12 protein-coding genes and 1 riboswitch are annotated in these 13,421 nt (G+C 72.6%); of the genes, 7 read left to right on the top strand and 5 right to left on the bottom strand.

Features of this window, described 5'->3' with window-relative positions:
- Nucleotides 1-78: 78 nt before the first annotated feature.
- Nucleotides 79-1,419 carry a class I SAM-dependent RNA methyltransferase gene (locus tag DN051_RS11150; RefSeq protein ID WP_112438624.1) on the top strand — a complete coding sequence of 447 codons (1,341 nt, stop codon included), beginning with the start codon at nt 79-81 and terminating at the stop codon, nt 1,417-1,419.
- Nucleotides 1,420-1,467: 48 nt separating this feature from the next.
- Here DN051_RS11150 and DN051_RS11145 read toward each other — a convergent pair whose 3' ends face one another.
- From DN051_RS11145 to DN051_RS11130, 4 genes are all read right to left on the bottom strand, one after another.
- Nucleotides 1,468-2,598, bottom strand: coding sequence for an MASE1 domain-containing protein (locus DN051_RS11145; RefSeq protein WP_112438623.1), 1,131 nt, complete (start codon nt 2,596-2,598; stop codon nt 1,468-1,470).
- Nucleotides 2,599-2,624: 26 nt separating this feature from the next.
- Nucleotides 2,625-3,959 (bottom strand): PP2C family protein-serine/threonine phosphatase, encoded by a 1,335-nt coding sequence (locus DN051_RS11140; protein ID WP_246040998.1) that lies wholly within the window; start codon nt 3,957-3,959, stop codon nt 2,625-2,627.
- Between the two features lie 327 nt (nt 3,960-4,286).
- Nucleotides 4,287-6,605 (bottom strand): 5-methyltetrahydropteroyltriglutamate--homocysteine S-methyltransferase, encoded by a 2,319-nt coding sequence (gene metE / locus DN051_RS11135; protein ID WP_112438621.1) that lies wholly within the window; start codon nt 6,603-6,605, stop codon nt 4,287-4,289.
- Between the two features lie 165 nt (nt 6,606-6,770).
- A riboswitch (cobalamin riboswitch) is annotated at nt 6,771-7,002 on the bottom strand.
- A 143-nt stretch (nt 7,003-7,145) separates the two neighbouring features.
- Nucleotides 7,146-7,559: a VOC family protein gene (locus DN051_RS11130; protein ID WP_053760799.1), complete on the bottom strand. Its 414-nt coding sequence runs from the start codon at nt 7,557-7,559 to the stop codon at nt 7,146-7,148.
- Nucleotides 7,560-7,752: 193 nt separating this feature from the next.
- Here DN051_RS11130 and DN051_RS11125 point away from each other — a divergent pair, with 193 nt between their 5' ends.
- The 4 genes from DN051_RS11125 (at nt 7,753) to DN051_RS11110 (ending at nt 11,146) form a co-directional block, all read left to right on the top strand.
- Nucleotides 7,753-8,394 carry a hypothetical protein gene (locus DN051_RS11125; protein ID WP_234388904.1) on the top strand — a complete coding sequence of 214 codons (642 nt, stop codon included), beginning with the start codon at nt 7,753-7,755 and terminating at the stop codon, nt 8,392-8,394.
- 230 nt (nt 8,395-8,624) lie between these two features.
- The gene (locus tag DN051_RS11120) at nt 8,625-9,605 is read left to right on the top strand and encodes a carbohydrate kinase family protein (protein WP_112438620.1); all 981 of its coding nucleotides are present in this window, start codon (nt 8,625-8,627) and stop codon (nt 9,603-9,605) included.
- 22 nt (nt 9,606-9,627) lie between these two features.
- Complete coding sequence (gene metF, locus DN051_RS11115; RefSeq protein WP_112438619.1) at nt 9,628-10,506, top strand: methylenetetrahydrofolate reductase [NAD(P)H]; 879 nt, start codon at nt 9,628-9,630, stop codon at nt 10,504-10,506.
- A 148-nt stretch (nt 10,507-10,654) separates the two neighbouring features.
- Entirely contained in the window at nt 10,655-11,146 is a 492-nt protein-coding gene (locus DN051_RS11110) for a MarR family winged helix-turn-helix transcriptional regulator (protein WP_162624906.1), read from the top strand.
- 376 nt (nt 11,147-11,522) lie between these two features.
- Here the strand turns inward: DN051_RS11110 and DN051_RS11105 are convergent, their stop codons facing one another.
- Nucleotides 11,523-12,026, bottom strand: coding sequence for a MarR family winged helix-turn-helix transcriptional regulator (locus DN051_RS11105; protein WP_053760803.1), 504 nt, complete (start codon nt 12,024-12,026; stop codon nt 11,523-11,525).
- 111 nt (nt 12,027-12,137) lie between these two features.
- Between DN051_RS11105 and DN051_RS11100 the strand changes: the two genes are divergently transcribed.
- Nucleotides 12,138-12,653, top strand: a complete 516-nt coding sequence (locus tag DN051_RS11100) for a YceI family protein (protein ID WP_112438617.1) — start codon at nt 12,138-12,140, stop codon at nt 12,651-12,653.
- 179 nt (nt 12,654-12,832) lie between these two features.
- The gene (locus DN051_RS11095; protein WP_053760805.1) at nt 12,833-13,222 is read left to right on the top strand and encodes a cell division protein SepF; all 390 of its coding nucleotides are present in this window, start codon (nt 12,833-12,835) and stop codon (nt 13,220-13,222) included.
- The last annotated feature ends 199 nt before the right edge of the window (nt 13,223-13,421 follow it).

Here is a 13,421-nt window from a genome sequence, read left to right as displayed (position 1 = left end):
AGACTGGTGGGCTGTTGTCCGGCCGTGGTCCTTCCCCGTACCGGCCGTAGTCCTTCTCATCACTGGAGTCACCCCGCCATGCAGGCAGAACCGAAGAAGTCGCAGGCGGACTCCCTGGTCGGGCAGGAGTACGAGGTCGAGATCGGCCCGGTCGCCCACGGCGGCCACTGCATCGCCCGCACCGAGTCCGGCCAGGTCCTCTTCGTCCGGCACGCGCTGCCCGGTGAGCGGGTCGTGGCCCGGGTGACCGAGGGCGAAGAAGGCGCCCGCTATCTGCGCGCCGACGCCGTCGAGGTGCTCTCGGCCTCCAAGGACCGCGTCGAGGCGCCCTGCCCCTACGCCGGTCCCGGCCGCTGCGGCGGCTGCGACTGGCAGCACGCGAAGCCGGGTGCGCAGCGACGGCTCAAGGGCGAGGTGATCGTCGAGCAGCTGCGGCGGCTCGCGGGCCTGACGCCCGAGGAGGCCGGCTGGGACGGCACGGTGATGCCGGCCGAGGGCGACAAACTGCCGGCCGGGCAGGTGCCGCAGTGGCGGACCCGGGTCCAGTACGCGGTGGACGCCGACGGCCGGGCCGGACTGCGCCGGCACCGCTCGCACGAGGTGGAGCACATCGACCACTGCATGATCGCCGCCGAAGGTGTCAGCGAACTGGGCGTCGAGAAGCGCGACTGGACCGGTATGGAGTCCGTCGAGGCGATCGCGGCGACGGGATCGCAGGACCGCCAGGTGATCCTCACGCCGCGGCCCGGAGCGCGTCTGCCGATCGTGGAGCTGGACCGGCCGGTGTCCGTGATGCGGGTGGAGGAGAAGGACGGCGGGATTCACCGCGTCCACGGCCGCCCCTTCGTACGTGAGCGCGCGGACGGACGCACCCACCGCGTCGGCAGCGGCGGCTTCTGGCAGGTCCACCCCAAGGCCGCGGACACCCTGGTGACGGCGGTCATGCAGGGCCTCCTCCCGCGCAAGGGCGACATGGCGCTCGACCTGTACTGCGGCGTCGGCCTGTTCGCGGGCGCGCTCGCCGACCGGGTCGGGGACCAGGGCGCGGTCCTCGGCATCGAGTCGGGCAAGCGGGCCGTCGAGGACGCCCGGCACAACCTCGCCTCGTTCGACCGGGTCCGCATCGAGCAGGGCAAGGTCGAGTCGGTCCTGCCGCGCACCGGCATCACCGAGGTCGACCTGATCGTCCTGGACCCGCCCCGCGCGGGAGCGGGCCGCAACACGGTCGAGCACCTGTCGTCACTGGGCGCCCGCCGCATCGCCTACGTCGCCTGCGATCCGGCGGCACTGGCCCGCGACCTCGGGTACTTCCGGGACGGGGGGTACCGCGTGCGGACGCTGCGGGCGTTCGATCTGTTTCCGATGACGCATCACGTGGAGTGCGTGGCGATTCTGGAGCCGGTGGGGAAGGGCGCCTGACCCGGCGTTCCGCGGTGAGCGGGGAACTGTCGCCCGGCCCTCGGTGAGTCAGCCCCCGGTCGGTCGCTGATCCCCGGTGGGTCTGCCGTCACCGGTGGGTCTTTGATCCCCGGGTCTGCCGTCCCCGGTCGGTCGCCGATCTCCGGCCGGGCTGCCGTCCCCGCTCGGTCTCCCACCCTCGTCGGCGGACTCGTTCTCCGGGCGGCCGTCGCCCTCCGCGAGTGCCGGGTGGTGGCTGCCGGTGCTGATTCTGGTGACCAGGTCCGAGAGGTGGGCGCAGGTGCGGGCGATCTCCGACTGGGTCTCGTTGCGCTCGCTGACCGCGGCGCCGAGCAGCAGGGCGGTCAGTGACGCGGAGCCGTTGAAGGCCTGGAGGGTGATCATGTCGGTGACCAGGTCGTGTCCGGCGAACGGGCCCACCCCCTGGGCCGCCGCGATGATCGCGAAGGTCGACACGGCCAGCGCGCAGGGCGCGGTCCCGGCCAGCTGGAAGCGGAACGCGGCCCAGATCAGCAGCGGGAAGCCGAGGAACAGCAGCGGAGTGTGGCTGACCTCCAGGAAACCGACGCAGACGGTGGCCGCCACCAGCAGCAGTGCCTCGATCCAGCGGGCCGGTGAGGCCTTCCTGGGCCGGTGGGCCGTACAGAGTACGAGCAGGACGGGCGCCACCAGCAGGACGCCCATCGCGTCGCCGGTCCACCACACCGACCACGTCGGCCAGAACTCGCCGGCGCCGACCACGCCGGCGAGGACGAGTGTGGCGCTGCCGGCCGTGGCGCTGATCAGCATCCCGGTGAACGCGCCGAGGAAGATCAGCGCGAGGGCGTCCCGCAGGCGCTCGATCTCGTTGCGGAAGCCGACCCGGCGCAGCAGCAGGTAGGAGACGACCGGCGCGACGGTGTTGCCCGCCGCGATCGCCAGCACGGCGGCGATCGACGGCCCGAGCGTCACATTGACGCCGAACGCGCCGAGCGCGATGCCGGGCCACACCCGCGGGCCGCGCAGCAGCAGCCCGGCCAGCGCGATACCGGTCGGCGGCCACAACGGGGTGACCTGGCCGCGCACCAGCTGCTGGAGCAGTCCCAGCCTCGCCGAGCCGTAGTACAGGACGGCGACCGCGAGGATCTCCAGGGCGGCCATGCCGCCGCGCCGGAGCCCTTCACGCCGTACGACAGTCATCGGGCGGCCTCCGCTTCAGCACCACCTCACCGACCATCATCCGATGGATCCGCCGGATCCTCCACGGCATGCCCCGGCGGGGTGCGCAGGGCCAGGACGGCCATGTCGTCGTGACCGTCGCTGGGATGGTGGTCGGCCAGGGCCTGGACGAATTCCTGGAGGGGCAGGGTGGAGTACAGGGTGGCCAGTGCCGCGAGCTCGTTCAGACTCCGGTCGATGGGGCGGTCGGGGTGCTCGACCAGCCCGTCGGTGAAGAAGACCACGGTGGTGTCCGGGGGCAGGAACCGCTCGTGGTCCGGACGCGGCTGCTCGGGATCGACCCCGAGCGGCAGGCCGGGCTCGGCGTACAGGTACTCCGCGCGGCGCTCGGGAGTGATCAGCAGGGGCGGGACATGGCCCGCGGTGCTCCAGCGCAGTCGCCAGCCGGTCGCCTCCGGTTCGATGCGTGCCAGGGTGGTCGTGGTGATGGGGTTGGCCGTGATGGCCTGGAGGGTGCGGTCGAGCTGGGTGAGGACCGCGCCGGGCGGGTTGACCCGGTCGAACAGCAGTGCGCGCAGCATGTTGCGGGTGGAGGCCATGTTGGCCGCGGCCTGCAGGTCGTGGCCGACCACGTCGCCGATGACGACGGCCACGACGTTGTCGGGCAGCAGGACGGCGTCGTACCAGTCACCGCCGAGCTGGCTGGGCTCCGCGGCCGGCTGGTAGATGGCGGCGGCGGAGAAGGGCCACAGGTCGGGCAGGGTGGGCAGCAGCAGCCGCTGGAACTGCTCGGCTCCGACCCGGACCCGTTCGAAGAGCCGGACGTTCTCGATCGCGATACCGGCGGCGCTGGCCAGGGCGATCAGGACGTTCTCGTCGTGGACGTCGAAGGACTGCCCGTCGAGGCGCTCGGAGAGGTACAGGTCGCCGTAGATCTCGCCCCGGACGCTGATCGCGACGCCCAGCAGGCTGCGCAGCCGCGGGTGGCCGGGCGGGAACCCGGCGGAGGACGGATGGCCGGAGATGTCGTCGACCCGCAGAGGCTCGGGGTGCCGGATCAGGTGCCCGAGGACACCGTGGCCGTGGGGCAGGTCGGTGCCGGCCAGGTCGGCCTGTTCCTGCTCGGACAGGCCGACGGCGATGAACCGCTCCAGGCGTTCCCCCGACTCGTTCAGTACGCCGAGCGCTCCGTACTTGGCGCCGACCAGGTCCATGGCGGTGGTCACGATGCGGCGCAGCACCGCGGGCAGCTCCACCTCCCGGCTGATGGCCACCACGGCGTCCAGCAGCCCTTGCAGCCGGTCCATCGCCGCGAGCAGCGCCCGCAGCTCCTCGTCGATCCGGCCCAGCTCGGCCCGCAGACGTAGGTGCAGGTCGGGCATGTGCGGCAGCCTGCGTCGCCTTCCTTCCCGGTCTCCTGCCATCACGCCCCGTCTCCTGCCGTCACGAGCGGCCGGTGGCCCTCCTCCCAGTCTCGGCCGCCCGCGGCTCGACGCCACAGCGGGACACCGCCGAACAGGGCAGACGGCCACGGCGCCGCGGAAAGCGGCGGTCCCCCGCCGTCCCGCACCGGGTGCCGGGGAGGGACTGAAAGCGGCGGTCCGCCGCCGTCCTGCACCGGGTGCCGGGGAGGGAAAGGGCGGGCTCCCTCCCCGGCGGACCGCTCTCCGGCTCCGGACCCGGAGGCGGAGCGGTCCGTCCGGCGGGTCTCAGAACGCGGACAGCTCCGCGCGGACCGCGCGGGCCGCGGCGACCAGGTTCTCCAGCGAGGCCCGTGTCTCGGGCACACCGCGGGTCTTCAGCCCGCAGTCCGGGTTGACCCACAGCCGTCCGGCGGGGATCGCCCGCAGGCCGGTGCGCAGCAGGTCGGCGATCTCCTCGGTGCCCGGCACGCGCGGGGAGTGGATGTCGTAGACGCCCGGCCCGGCCTCGCGCGGATAGCCGTGGGCGGCCAGTTCACGGGCGACCTGCATGTGGGAGCGGGCGGCCTCCAGGCTGATGACGTCGGCGTCGAGGTCGTCGATGGCCCGCACGATGTCGCCGAACTCGGCGTAGCACATATGGGTGTGGATCTGGGTGTCCGGGCGCACCCCGCCGGTGCTGAGCCGGAACGCCTCGGTGGCCCACGCCAGATAGGCCGTGCGGTCGGCGGCCCGCAGCGGCAGCGTCTCGCGCAGGGCGGGTTCGTCGACCTGGATGACGGACGTGCCCGCCGCCTCCAGGTCGCGGACCTCGTCGCGCAGGGCGAGGGCGACCTGGCGCGCGGTGTCGGCGAGGGGCTGGTCGTCGCGGACGAAGGACCAGGCGAGCATGGTGACGGGACCGGTGAGCATGCCCTTGACCGGGCGGTCGGTGAGGGACTGGGCGTACGTCGTCCAGCGCACCGTCATGGGCTCGGGGCGGGAGATGTCGCCGGCCAGGATCGGCGGGCGGACGTAGCGGGTGCCGTAGGACTGGACCCAGCCGTGCCGTGTGGCGAGGTAGCCGGTGAGCTGCTCGGCGAAGTACTGGACCATGTCGTTGCGTTCGGGCTCGCCGTGCACCAGGACGTCCAGCCCGGTCTTCTCCTGGACGGCGATCACCTCCTGGATCTCGGCCCTGACGCGCTCCTCGTAGCCGGCGGTGTCGATCCGTCCGGCCCGCAGTCCGGCCCGCGCGGCGCGCAGTTCGTCGGTCTGCGGGAAGGACCCGATGGTGGTGGTCGGCAGCAGCGGCAGGCCGAGGTGCGCCCGTTGGGCGGCGGCGCGTTCTGCGTACGGCTGCGCGCGGTGGGTGTCGGCCTCGGTGACGGCGGTGGCGCGGTCCCGCACGGCGGTGTCGTGGCTGATCGGCGAGCCCCGTCGGGAGGCCAGGTCGGCCCGGTTGGCGGCGAGTTCGGCGCTGATGGCGCCGGTGCCCTGCGCGAGGGCCTTGGCGAGGGTGACGATCTCGCCCGTCTTCTGCCGGGCGAAGGCCAGCCAGCGCAGGATCTGCGGCTCGATGTCCCGTTCCACGGCGGCGTCCAGGGGCACGTGCAGCAGGGAGCAGGAGGCCGCGACATCGACCCGCTCCGCCAGTCCCAGCAGCGTCCCGAGCGTGGACAGGGACTTCTCCAGGTCGTTGCCCCAGATGTTGCGGCCGTCGACCACACCGGCCACCAGCCGCCTGCCCGGCAGTCCGCCGGCGGCGGCCAGGTCGCCCAGATTGGCGGCGGCGGCCGCCGTGAAGTCCAGGGCGAGCCCGTCGACGGGGGTCCCCGCGAGCACGGGCAGCGCGTCCCCCAGCCGGTCGAAGTACGAGGCGACCAGCAGTTTCGGCCGGTCGGTGAGGGCACCGAGGGCGCGGTAGGCGCGGTCCGCGGCGTTCAGTTCGGCCCGGGTGCGGTCCTGGACGAGCGCGGGTTCGTCGAGCTGCACCCATGCGGCGCCCGCCGCGCGCAGGTCGGCGAGGACCTCGGCGTACACGGGCAGCAGCCGGTCCAGGAGGGTGAGCGGGTCGAAGCCCGGGGCCACGCCGGGGGCGGCCTTGGCGAGGAGGAGGTAGGTGACCGGGCCGACCAGCACGGGGCGGGCGGTCAGGCCCAGGGCGAGGGCTTCCGTCAACTCCCCGACCTGCTTGGCCGGGTCGGCGGTGAACACCGTGTCCGGACCCAACTCCGGCACCAGGTAGTGGTAGTTGGTGTCGAACCACTTGGTCATCTCCAGCGGCGCCACGTCCTGGGTGCCGCGCGCCATGGCGAAGTAGCCGTCCAGGGCGTCCGCCTCGACGGCGGCCCGGTGGCGGGCGGGGACGGCGCCGACCATGACGGTGGTGTCCAGCACGTGGTCGTAGTAGGAGAAGTCACCGGTGGGCACTTCGTGGATGCCCGCCTCGGAGAGCTGCCGCCAGTTCCTGCGGCGCAGGTCGGCGGCGGTGGCGCGCAGGGTGCCGGCGGTGACGCGGCCCTTCCAGTAGCCCTCGATCGCCTTCTTCAGTTCCCGGTTCTGGCCCTGGCGGGGGTATCCGTACACGGTGGCCCGTGTCGCCGCGGCCGCGGACTCGGTGGTCACGGAGATCTCCTTCGCGAGATGAATCCCTGAGATCCCGGGGACGGGACGAGAGCGCGAAGGGGTGACGGACCCGGCGGAGCCGAAACGCGCGGCACGGCGCGTTCGTCCGCCTGGTGTGTACGCCGACCCGCCCTCGAGGTCACCGGGATGTCCGCGCGCGAGTGCTTCGCGCACGGGCAGTTGGCAGGTCTTCGGACTCGCGGGCCCGTCTCGTCGTACGACGTCGTACGAGACACCTAATGGCCGTCGCTTCCCAGGCCCTGTTCGTCGGGCCCAGTGCGTATGACGGCGGTCGTTCCCGCTCACCGCTGCGGGGCAGTCCCGGATTCCCACCGGGTTCCCTCTTGCGACGCATCCCGTCTGGCGGACGGGGCGAACCAGCTGCACGGGTCACCTTACGGCGCCGTCCGGGGGCATGCCCGTACCCGTTCGGCATTCGGATGGTGAGGTGGGCCACGCCGGACCATGTCCCGGTCCGTGCCGCGTCCTTGACGGCCGGGGCGGGCCCGGCGTCCGCGGCGGGGCGGGCGGCGGCCCGGGTCAGCTCTGCCGCGGGCTGATGTTCACCATCCAGGGGACGCCGAACCGGTCCGTGCACATACCGAACTCGTCGCCCCACATCTGCTTCTCCAGCGGGACGGACACCGAGGCGCCGGCGGACAGCTTCTCCCAGTGGCCGCGCAGCTCGGCGGCGTCGTCGCCGTTCAGGCAGACCGAGAAGTTGCTGCCCGGGATGTGCTCGGTGCCGGGCGGGTTGTCCGCGCCCATCAGGGTGAAGCCGCCCGGCGTCTCCAGCATGCCGTGCATGATCTTGCCGGAGTCGGAGGAGCCCGGTTGGCCGAAGTCGCCGTAGGTGTTCAGCGTCAGGGTGCCGCCGAAGACCTCCTGGTAGAACTCCAGCGCCTGCCGGGCGTCACCGTCGAAGCTGAGATAAGGGTTGAGACGCGAAGCCATGGAAACCTCCCGGACCGGCGGACCGTCATCTGCTGCGCACCGTAGCGCGGGCCACTGACAACGGCCCGTCGGGACGACCGCTCCGGCCGCTCGGGGTGCGGTGGCCGGGTATCGCCGGTGCAGGCAGCATGTGATCCGACCATACGTGGATGAATCGGTCATGCTGTCGTCGGCCGGGAAAGGACCCCATGCCATGAGCGCGGACGCGCAGGAGCAGAACCGACCGGCCCGGCGGCACCGAGCCCCGGGCACCCTCACCTCCCTCGTCGTGGCCGGGGCCTGCACGGTCGCGCTCGCCGCGTGCGACGGCGGGGGCGGCGACGGCGGTACGGCGACCAGCCCCAGGCCGTCGCCGCCCGTCGTCGGGTCCTTCACGGGCAGTCCGCCCTCCGCCCTCGCGTCCGCGGCCGAGTCCGCCGTGGCCTCCGCGCGTGCCTCGGCGTCGGCCGCGGCGTCGTCCGCCTCCGCGCGGGCCTCGGAGTTCGAGGCGTCCGTCTCGGCCGAGGTGGCGCGGGCCAGTGCGGCCGCCGAGCGGGAGCTGAAGGACGTGAAGGGCCAGGGCAACGCGATGGCCGACGTCTCGCTGACCGGAAAGCCGCGGGCCCAGACGGGCGGGCTGCTCGCGGTGGTCGTGAACATCACCAACAGCACGGCCGCCACCGCCTCGTACGCGGTCCAGGTCGACTTCCGCGACTCCGACGGCAAGGTCGTCGAGACCCGCTTCGTCGGCGCGGAGGACCTGGGACCGGGGGAGCGGGAGCAGCCGCTCGCCATCAGCCGCAAGCCCCCGGAGCCGGCGCTGACCGCCAAGATCGCCAAGGCGCAGCGCTACTGAGGACACGCCCGTACGGCGGCTGACGACCGCCTGACCGGTACTTGAGCCGCGTCCCGGACGAGGAACGGACCCGCCGTACCCGGGTCCGTACGCGTCCGACCGCAGTAAGCCGCAGTAAGCCGCAGGCGTCCGGGGCCGTACGGGTCCGACCGCCGCGACCGACCGTCGCGAAGGGCCGTACGGGTCCGACCGCGGCCACGAACAGTCCCGAGACAGGGGTAGGGGAACGGATGAGAATCGCAGTCACGGGGTCGATCGCCGAGGACCATCTCATGGTCTACCCGGGCAGGTTCACGGAACAGTTCATCGCCGAGAGCCTGGACAAGGTCTCGCTGTCGTTCCTGGTCGACGAGTTGGAGATCCGCGCCGGAGGGGTGGCGGCGAACATCGCCTTCGGCCTCGGGTCGCTGGGCCTGCGCCCGTTGCTCGTGGGCGCCGTGGGACAGGGCTTCGAGCCGTACCGGGCACGGCTGGAGCGGCACGGCGTCGACACCGGATCGGTCCGGGTCGACGAGACGCGGCACACGGCGCGGTTCGTGTGCACCACGGACCGGGACCACAACCAGATCGGCTCCTTCCACGCCGGCGCCATGAGCCAGGCGCGCCTGATCGACCTGCGGACCGTGCAGGAGCGGAGCGGTCCCCTCGACCTGGTCGTCGTCTCGCCGAACGACCCCGAGGCCATGCTGCGCCACACCCGCGACGCGGTCCGCCTCGGCCTGCCCTTCGTGGCCGATCCCTCGCAGCAACTGGCCCGTATGGCACGCGACGACGTCCGCGCGCTGCTGGCGGGGCCGAAGTACCTCTTCACCAACGAGTACGAGAGTGTGCTCATCCAGGAGCGGACCGGCTGGACCGAACAGCAGATCCTAGGCCGGGTGGGCAACTGGGTGATCACGCGGGGTGCCGAGGGCGCGGTGGTGCAGCGGGCCGGGCGCCGCTCGGTCGTCGTGAAGTCGGTGCCGCCGTCCGGCAGTACAGAGCCCACCGGCGCGGGCGACGCGTTCCGGGCCGGCTTCCTCGCCGCCGTCGCCTGGGGGCTCGGCCACGAGAGCGCCGCACGGCTGGGCAGCGCGCTGGCCACCACGGCCCTGGAGTCGACGGGCACGCAGCAGTACACGCTGTCCGGTGCGGACCTGCTGGACCGGATCCGCGACACCTACGGGGTCTCCTCGGTGGACGGTCTCGCCGGCCGCCTGGCGGCGCGGTGAGCACCGCCGCCGGGGTACGGCGATGACGACCTTCTCCTTCGAGTTCTTCCCTCCGAGGACCGACGCGGGCGAGCGCACTCTGTGGGAGGCGGTGCGCCGGGTGGAGGCCCTGTGTCCCGACTTCGTCTCCGTCACCTACGGCGCGGGCGGCTCGTCCCGGGACCGGACCGTCGCCGTCACCCGGCGCATCGCCGCCGAGACCACCCTGCGGCCGGTCGCCCATCTCACCGCGGTGGGGCATTCGGTCGCCGAACTGCGCCACACGGTCGGCCGGTACGCGGACGCGGGCATACGGGACGTCCTCGTGCTGCGGGGCGACCCGCCGGGCGACCCCGGCGGCCCGTGGACGCCTCACCCGGACGGATTCACGTACGCGTGTGAACTGGTGGAACTCGTGCGGTCCCTCGGGGACTTCACCATCGGGGTGGCCGCCTTCCCCGAACGTCATCCGCGTTCGCCCGACTGGGAGAGCGACATCCGGCACTTCGTCGCCAAGTGCCGGGCGGGCGCCGACTACGCGATCACGCAGATGTTCTTCCACGTCGAGGACTACCTGCGGCTGCGCGACCGGGTGGCGGCGGCGGGCTGCGCGATCCCGATCATCCCCGAGATCATGCCCGCCACGGACGTGCGCCAGATCCGCCGCTTCGCCGAACTCTCCGGCGCCGCCTTCCCCGAGGACCTGGCCCACCGGCTGCAACAGGCCCGCGACGATCCGGACACGGCCCACCGTGTCGGTGTCGAGCACGGGACCGCCATGGCCGAGCGGCTGCTCGCCGAGGGCGCTCCGGGGCTGCACTACATCACTCTCAATCGCTCCTCGGCGGCGCTGGACATCCACCGCAACGTCCGTGCGGCGGCCGGGCCGTCGCGTGTGCCCAGTACGTCCGGCATGGCTTGATCCGCCAGGTCTTCCGCGGCTTCGATACGCAACTCACTCACACGGGCGCCCGCTGGTTGTCGGTCCGTAAAAATGGTTAGTAGCCTAATGAATTACTTCCATGGTCAACCGGCTTTGCTCGCCGGGCGGACGGCGGGGGATGCCCACGGTGAGCAAGGGACGAGCGGAGGCACGGGTGCCGCGGCACGAGACGACGGGGGCGGACGCCGGTCCGCTGCGGCTGCGAAGCGGCGTCGCCCCCAAACTACGGCTGGTCGCGAAGGAGTCGCGCGCGTTCTTCGAGGAGGAGCTCGGCAGATCCGGCGTCACCTTCGCCACCTGGACCGTGCTGGCCACCCTGAAGCTCGAAGGGCCGATGATCCAGCGCAGACTGGCCCAGTACCTGAGCATCGAGGGGCCCACGCTCACCCGTCATCTGGAGACGATGGAGCGCCGGGGGATCGTGCTGCGCACGCGCAGCGGTTCCGACCGCAGGGCGGTCACGGTCGAAGTCACCCCGGAGGGCGACGCGATGTACGCGCAGATCGAGTCCATCGCCCTGCGCAGCCATGAGCGGATGCTGGAGGGAATCAGCGACGGCGAGATCGAGCAGCTGAGCCGGCTGCTGGAGAAGATCCTCGCCAACGTCACGGCGGAGTGAGCCGCGGGGGCCGGATCGGCCGGTGCCGTGCTCATGCGCTGGCCTCACTCGCCCGGCTCGCTGTGCCGCGTCCGGTCAGCGCTGTCCCCACCCATCTCGGGGCAGGCGGATGAAGCGGCGGTCAAGCCGACGAAAAGGCGGCCCCGGAGTCCCGCACGGGCGGACGGCCCCGGACGTGCGGCGGCCGGCCGCCCCGCGGTGAACCCGTGCGCCGCGTCGCGCACGAGGGGCAAACGGGCGGTACTCCCCGGGGTGTTAAGGGGGCGGTCGCACGCCCGCGGGAGTACGCCGGCGAGAGCACCGGCGGGGGAAAACGGCCTGCGGGGGTGCGTGTCGGCACCGGAGCGCCCGCCGCGACGTCAGCCCCGCCGGGGTGTCATTCGGCCGGCGCCTTGTCGCCGAGCCCCGGCAGCAGCCCGGCCACCGCCTCCCGCTCCGCCGGGCCGACCCGGGTGGCGAGGGCCTCGGTCACCGCCGTGGCGAGCGCCGCGGACGCCTCCTGGAGCTGTCCGCGCGCCTTGGCGGTGAGGTCGACCTCGACGCCCCGCCGGTCGCCGCACACCGTGCGCCGGGTGACCAGACCGCCGCGCTGGAGGCAGGCGATCTGATAGGTGAGCCGGGTCTTCGGCCGGCCCAGCAGCTCCGCGATCCGCGTCATCCGCAGGCCGCCCTCGGGCTGCTCGGCCAGCAGGCACAGCACCAGGAACTCGTCGTGGGAGACGTCGAGCCGCTCCTTCACCACGGACCGCAGCCGCTGCTCCACCGCACCGGTCGCGGCGAGCAGCCGCATCCAGGCCCGCAGCTCCGGGGGCAGCAGCCCGCCGCCCGGTGCGGGCGGACATGGGGGCAGGTCAGCGGGGTGATCGGCGGAGTCGGCCATGGGTTCGAGTGTACCTGTTGTCCAATTTTGGATGAGTGGGTTGTTCAGATTTGGACATTGGGCTAGCGTGAGGTCGTCCAAATTTGAAGTACCCAGCTACAGGGAGCGCTCATGAACGCCGCCGTGGAAACGGGCCTCTGGCAGCTCGACGCCGCCGCCTCCACCGTCGCCGTACGGCACAGGACGATGTGGGGGATGGTCACCGTGAGGGGCGTGTTCGCGGCTGTCGCGGGTCGGGGCGAGGTCCACGCCGACGGTTCCGCCACCGGCACGCTCACCCTCGACGTGACGTCCCTGGACACCAAGAACGCCAAGCGCGACGCGCATCTGCGGTCCGCCGACTTCTTCGACGCCGCAGGTCATCCCGAGATCACCTTCGCCGCCCAGGAGGCCCGGCTCGGCGACGGCGACCGGGTCGACGTCGTGGGCCGGCTCACCGTGCGCGGCACCGACAAGCCGCTGACCCTCACCGCCCGTCTCGTCGAGGCCGGCGCCGAACAGGTCACGCTGGAGTCGGAGTTCACCGTGGACCGGGGCGAGTTCGGCATGACCTGGAACCGGCTGGGCATGATGGGCGGCACGACCGCGGTCGTGGCCACGCTCCGTTTCACCCGGGCCGCAGCCTGACCGACCGCCCGTCGCCTCCCGGGACGCCCGGCTGCGCAGCACCGCCCGCAGACGTCGCGAACCGGGAGGAAGTGCCCCTGAATTCACGGCAAACCGTGTCGCTGTTCGGCCGAACGGGTGACTTGCCGTAAGAATTGGCTGGTGCAGGTGATGAGTGCGAGTCAGTACGGGGGGAGCCGGTGAACAGCCATGACGTCACCGATGAGCAGTGGGCAGGACTCGCCCAGGTCGTGCCGCTGCGGGGGCGCGACGCCTGGCCGTCGGCCGTCGGGCACCGCGCCCTGCCGGACGCGGAGACCGAGACGCGCCGCCGTTTCGTCGTGCTCCGGGTCAATGTGTTCGCGGACGCCCGCGAGGTCGCCGAGACGCTGATGGCGGGCATCCCGGTGCTGCTCGACCTGACCGGCGCGGAGGGCGAGGTCGCCAAGCGCGTCCTCGACTTCAGCACCGGTGTCGTCTTCGGGCTGTCGAGCGGCATGCACCGTGTGGACCGCAACGTGTTCCTGCTGACCCCGCCCGGCACCGAGGTGCAGGACCTGATGGAGGGCGCGCGGATGTCGGGCGCGTGAGGGCCGTCGCCCCGGGGGCGGTGTCCTTCGGGGTGGGTGCCCGTGTGCCGGCGCTTCAGGGCGCGAGTCGGTGGCCGGTGGAGCGGGGCCCGGGTGCGGGCGGACCCCGCATCGGTTTCGTCCCCGGCGTCGAGCGGTGGCCCCCTGCGGGTGACGCCGCTCCGGTACGGTCGCCCGATCGTAGGAAGGTCGGGCAGGT

This window comes from Streptomyces cadmiisoli (assembly GCF_003261055.1).
GTDB classification, from domain to species: Bacteria; Actinomycetota; Actinomycetes; order Streptomycetales; family Streptomycetaceae; genus Streptomyces; species Streptomyces cadmiisoli.
This window is presented reverse-complemented; position numbering and strand designations above follow the sequence as displayed.

Bases quoted from the DNA above. Each gene is read 5' to 3' on its own strand.
- DN051_RS11105 (WP_053760803.1), bottom strand. From the start codon at position 12,026: ATGGCCGACTCCGCCGATCACCCCGCTGACCTGCCCCCATGTCCGCCC.
- DN051_RS11145 (WP_112438623.1), bottom strand. From the start codon at position 2,598: ATGACTGTCGTACGGCGTGAAGGGCTCCGGCGCGGCGGCATGGCCGCC.
- DN051_RS11120 (WP_112438620.1), top strand. From the start codon at position 8,625: ATGAGAATCGCAGTCACGGGGTCGATCGCCGAGGACCATCTCATGGTC.
- DN051_RS11150 (WP_112438624.1), top strand. From the start codon at position 79: ATGCAGGCAGAACCGAAGAAGTCGCAGGCGGACTCCCTGGTCGGGCAG.
- metF (WP_112438619.1), top strand. From the start codon at position 9,628: ATGACGACCTTCTCCTTCGAGTTCTTCCCTCCGAGGACCGACGCGGGC.
- DN051_RS11140 (WP_246040998.1), bottom strand. From the start codon at position 3,959: ATGCCCGACCTGCACCTACGTCTGCGGGCCGAGCTGGGCCGGATCGAC.
- DN051_RS11130 (WP_053760799.1), bottom strand. From the start codon at position 7,559: ATGGCTTCGCGTCTCAACCCTTATCTCAGCTTCGACGGTGACGCCCGG.
- DN051_RS11125 (WP_234388904.1), top strand. From the start codon at position 7,753: ATGAGCGCGGACGCGCAGGAGCAGAACCGACCGGCCCGGCGGCACCGA.
- DN051_RS11100 (WP_112438617.1), top strand. From the start codon at position 12,138: ATGAACGCCGCCGTGGAAACGGGCCTCTGGCAGCTCGACGCCGCCGCC.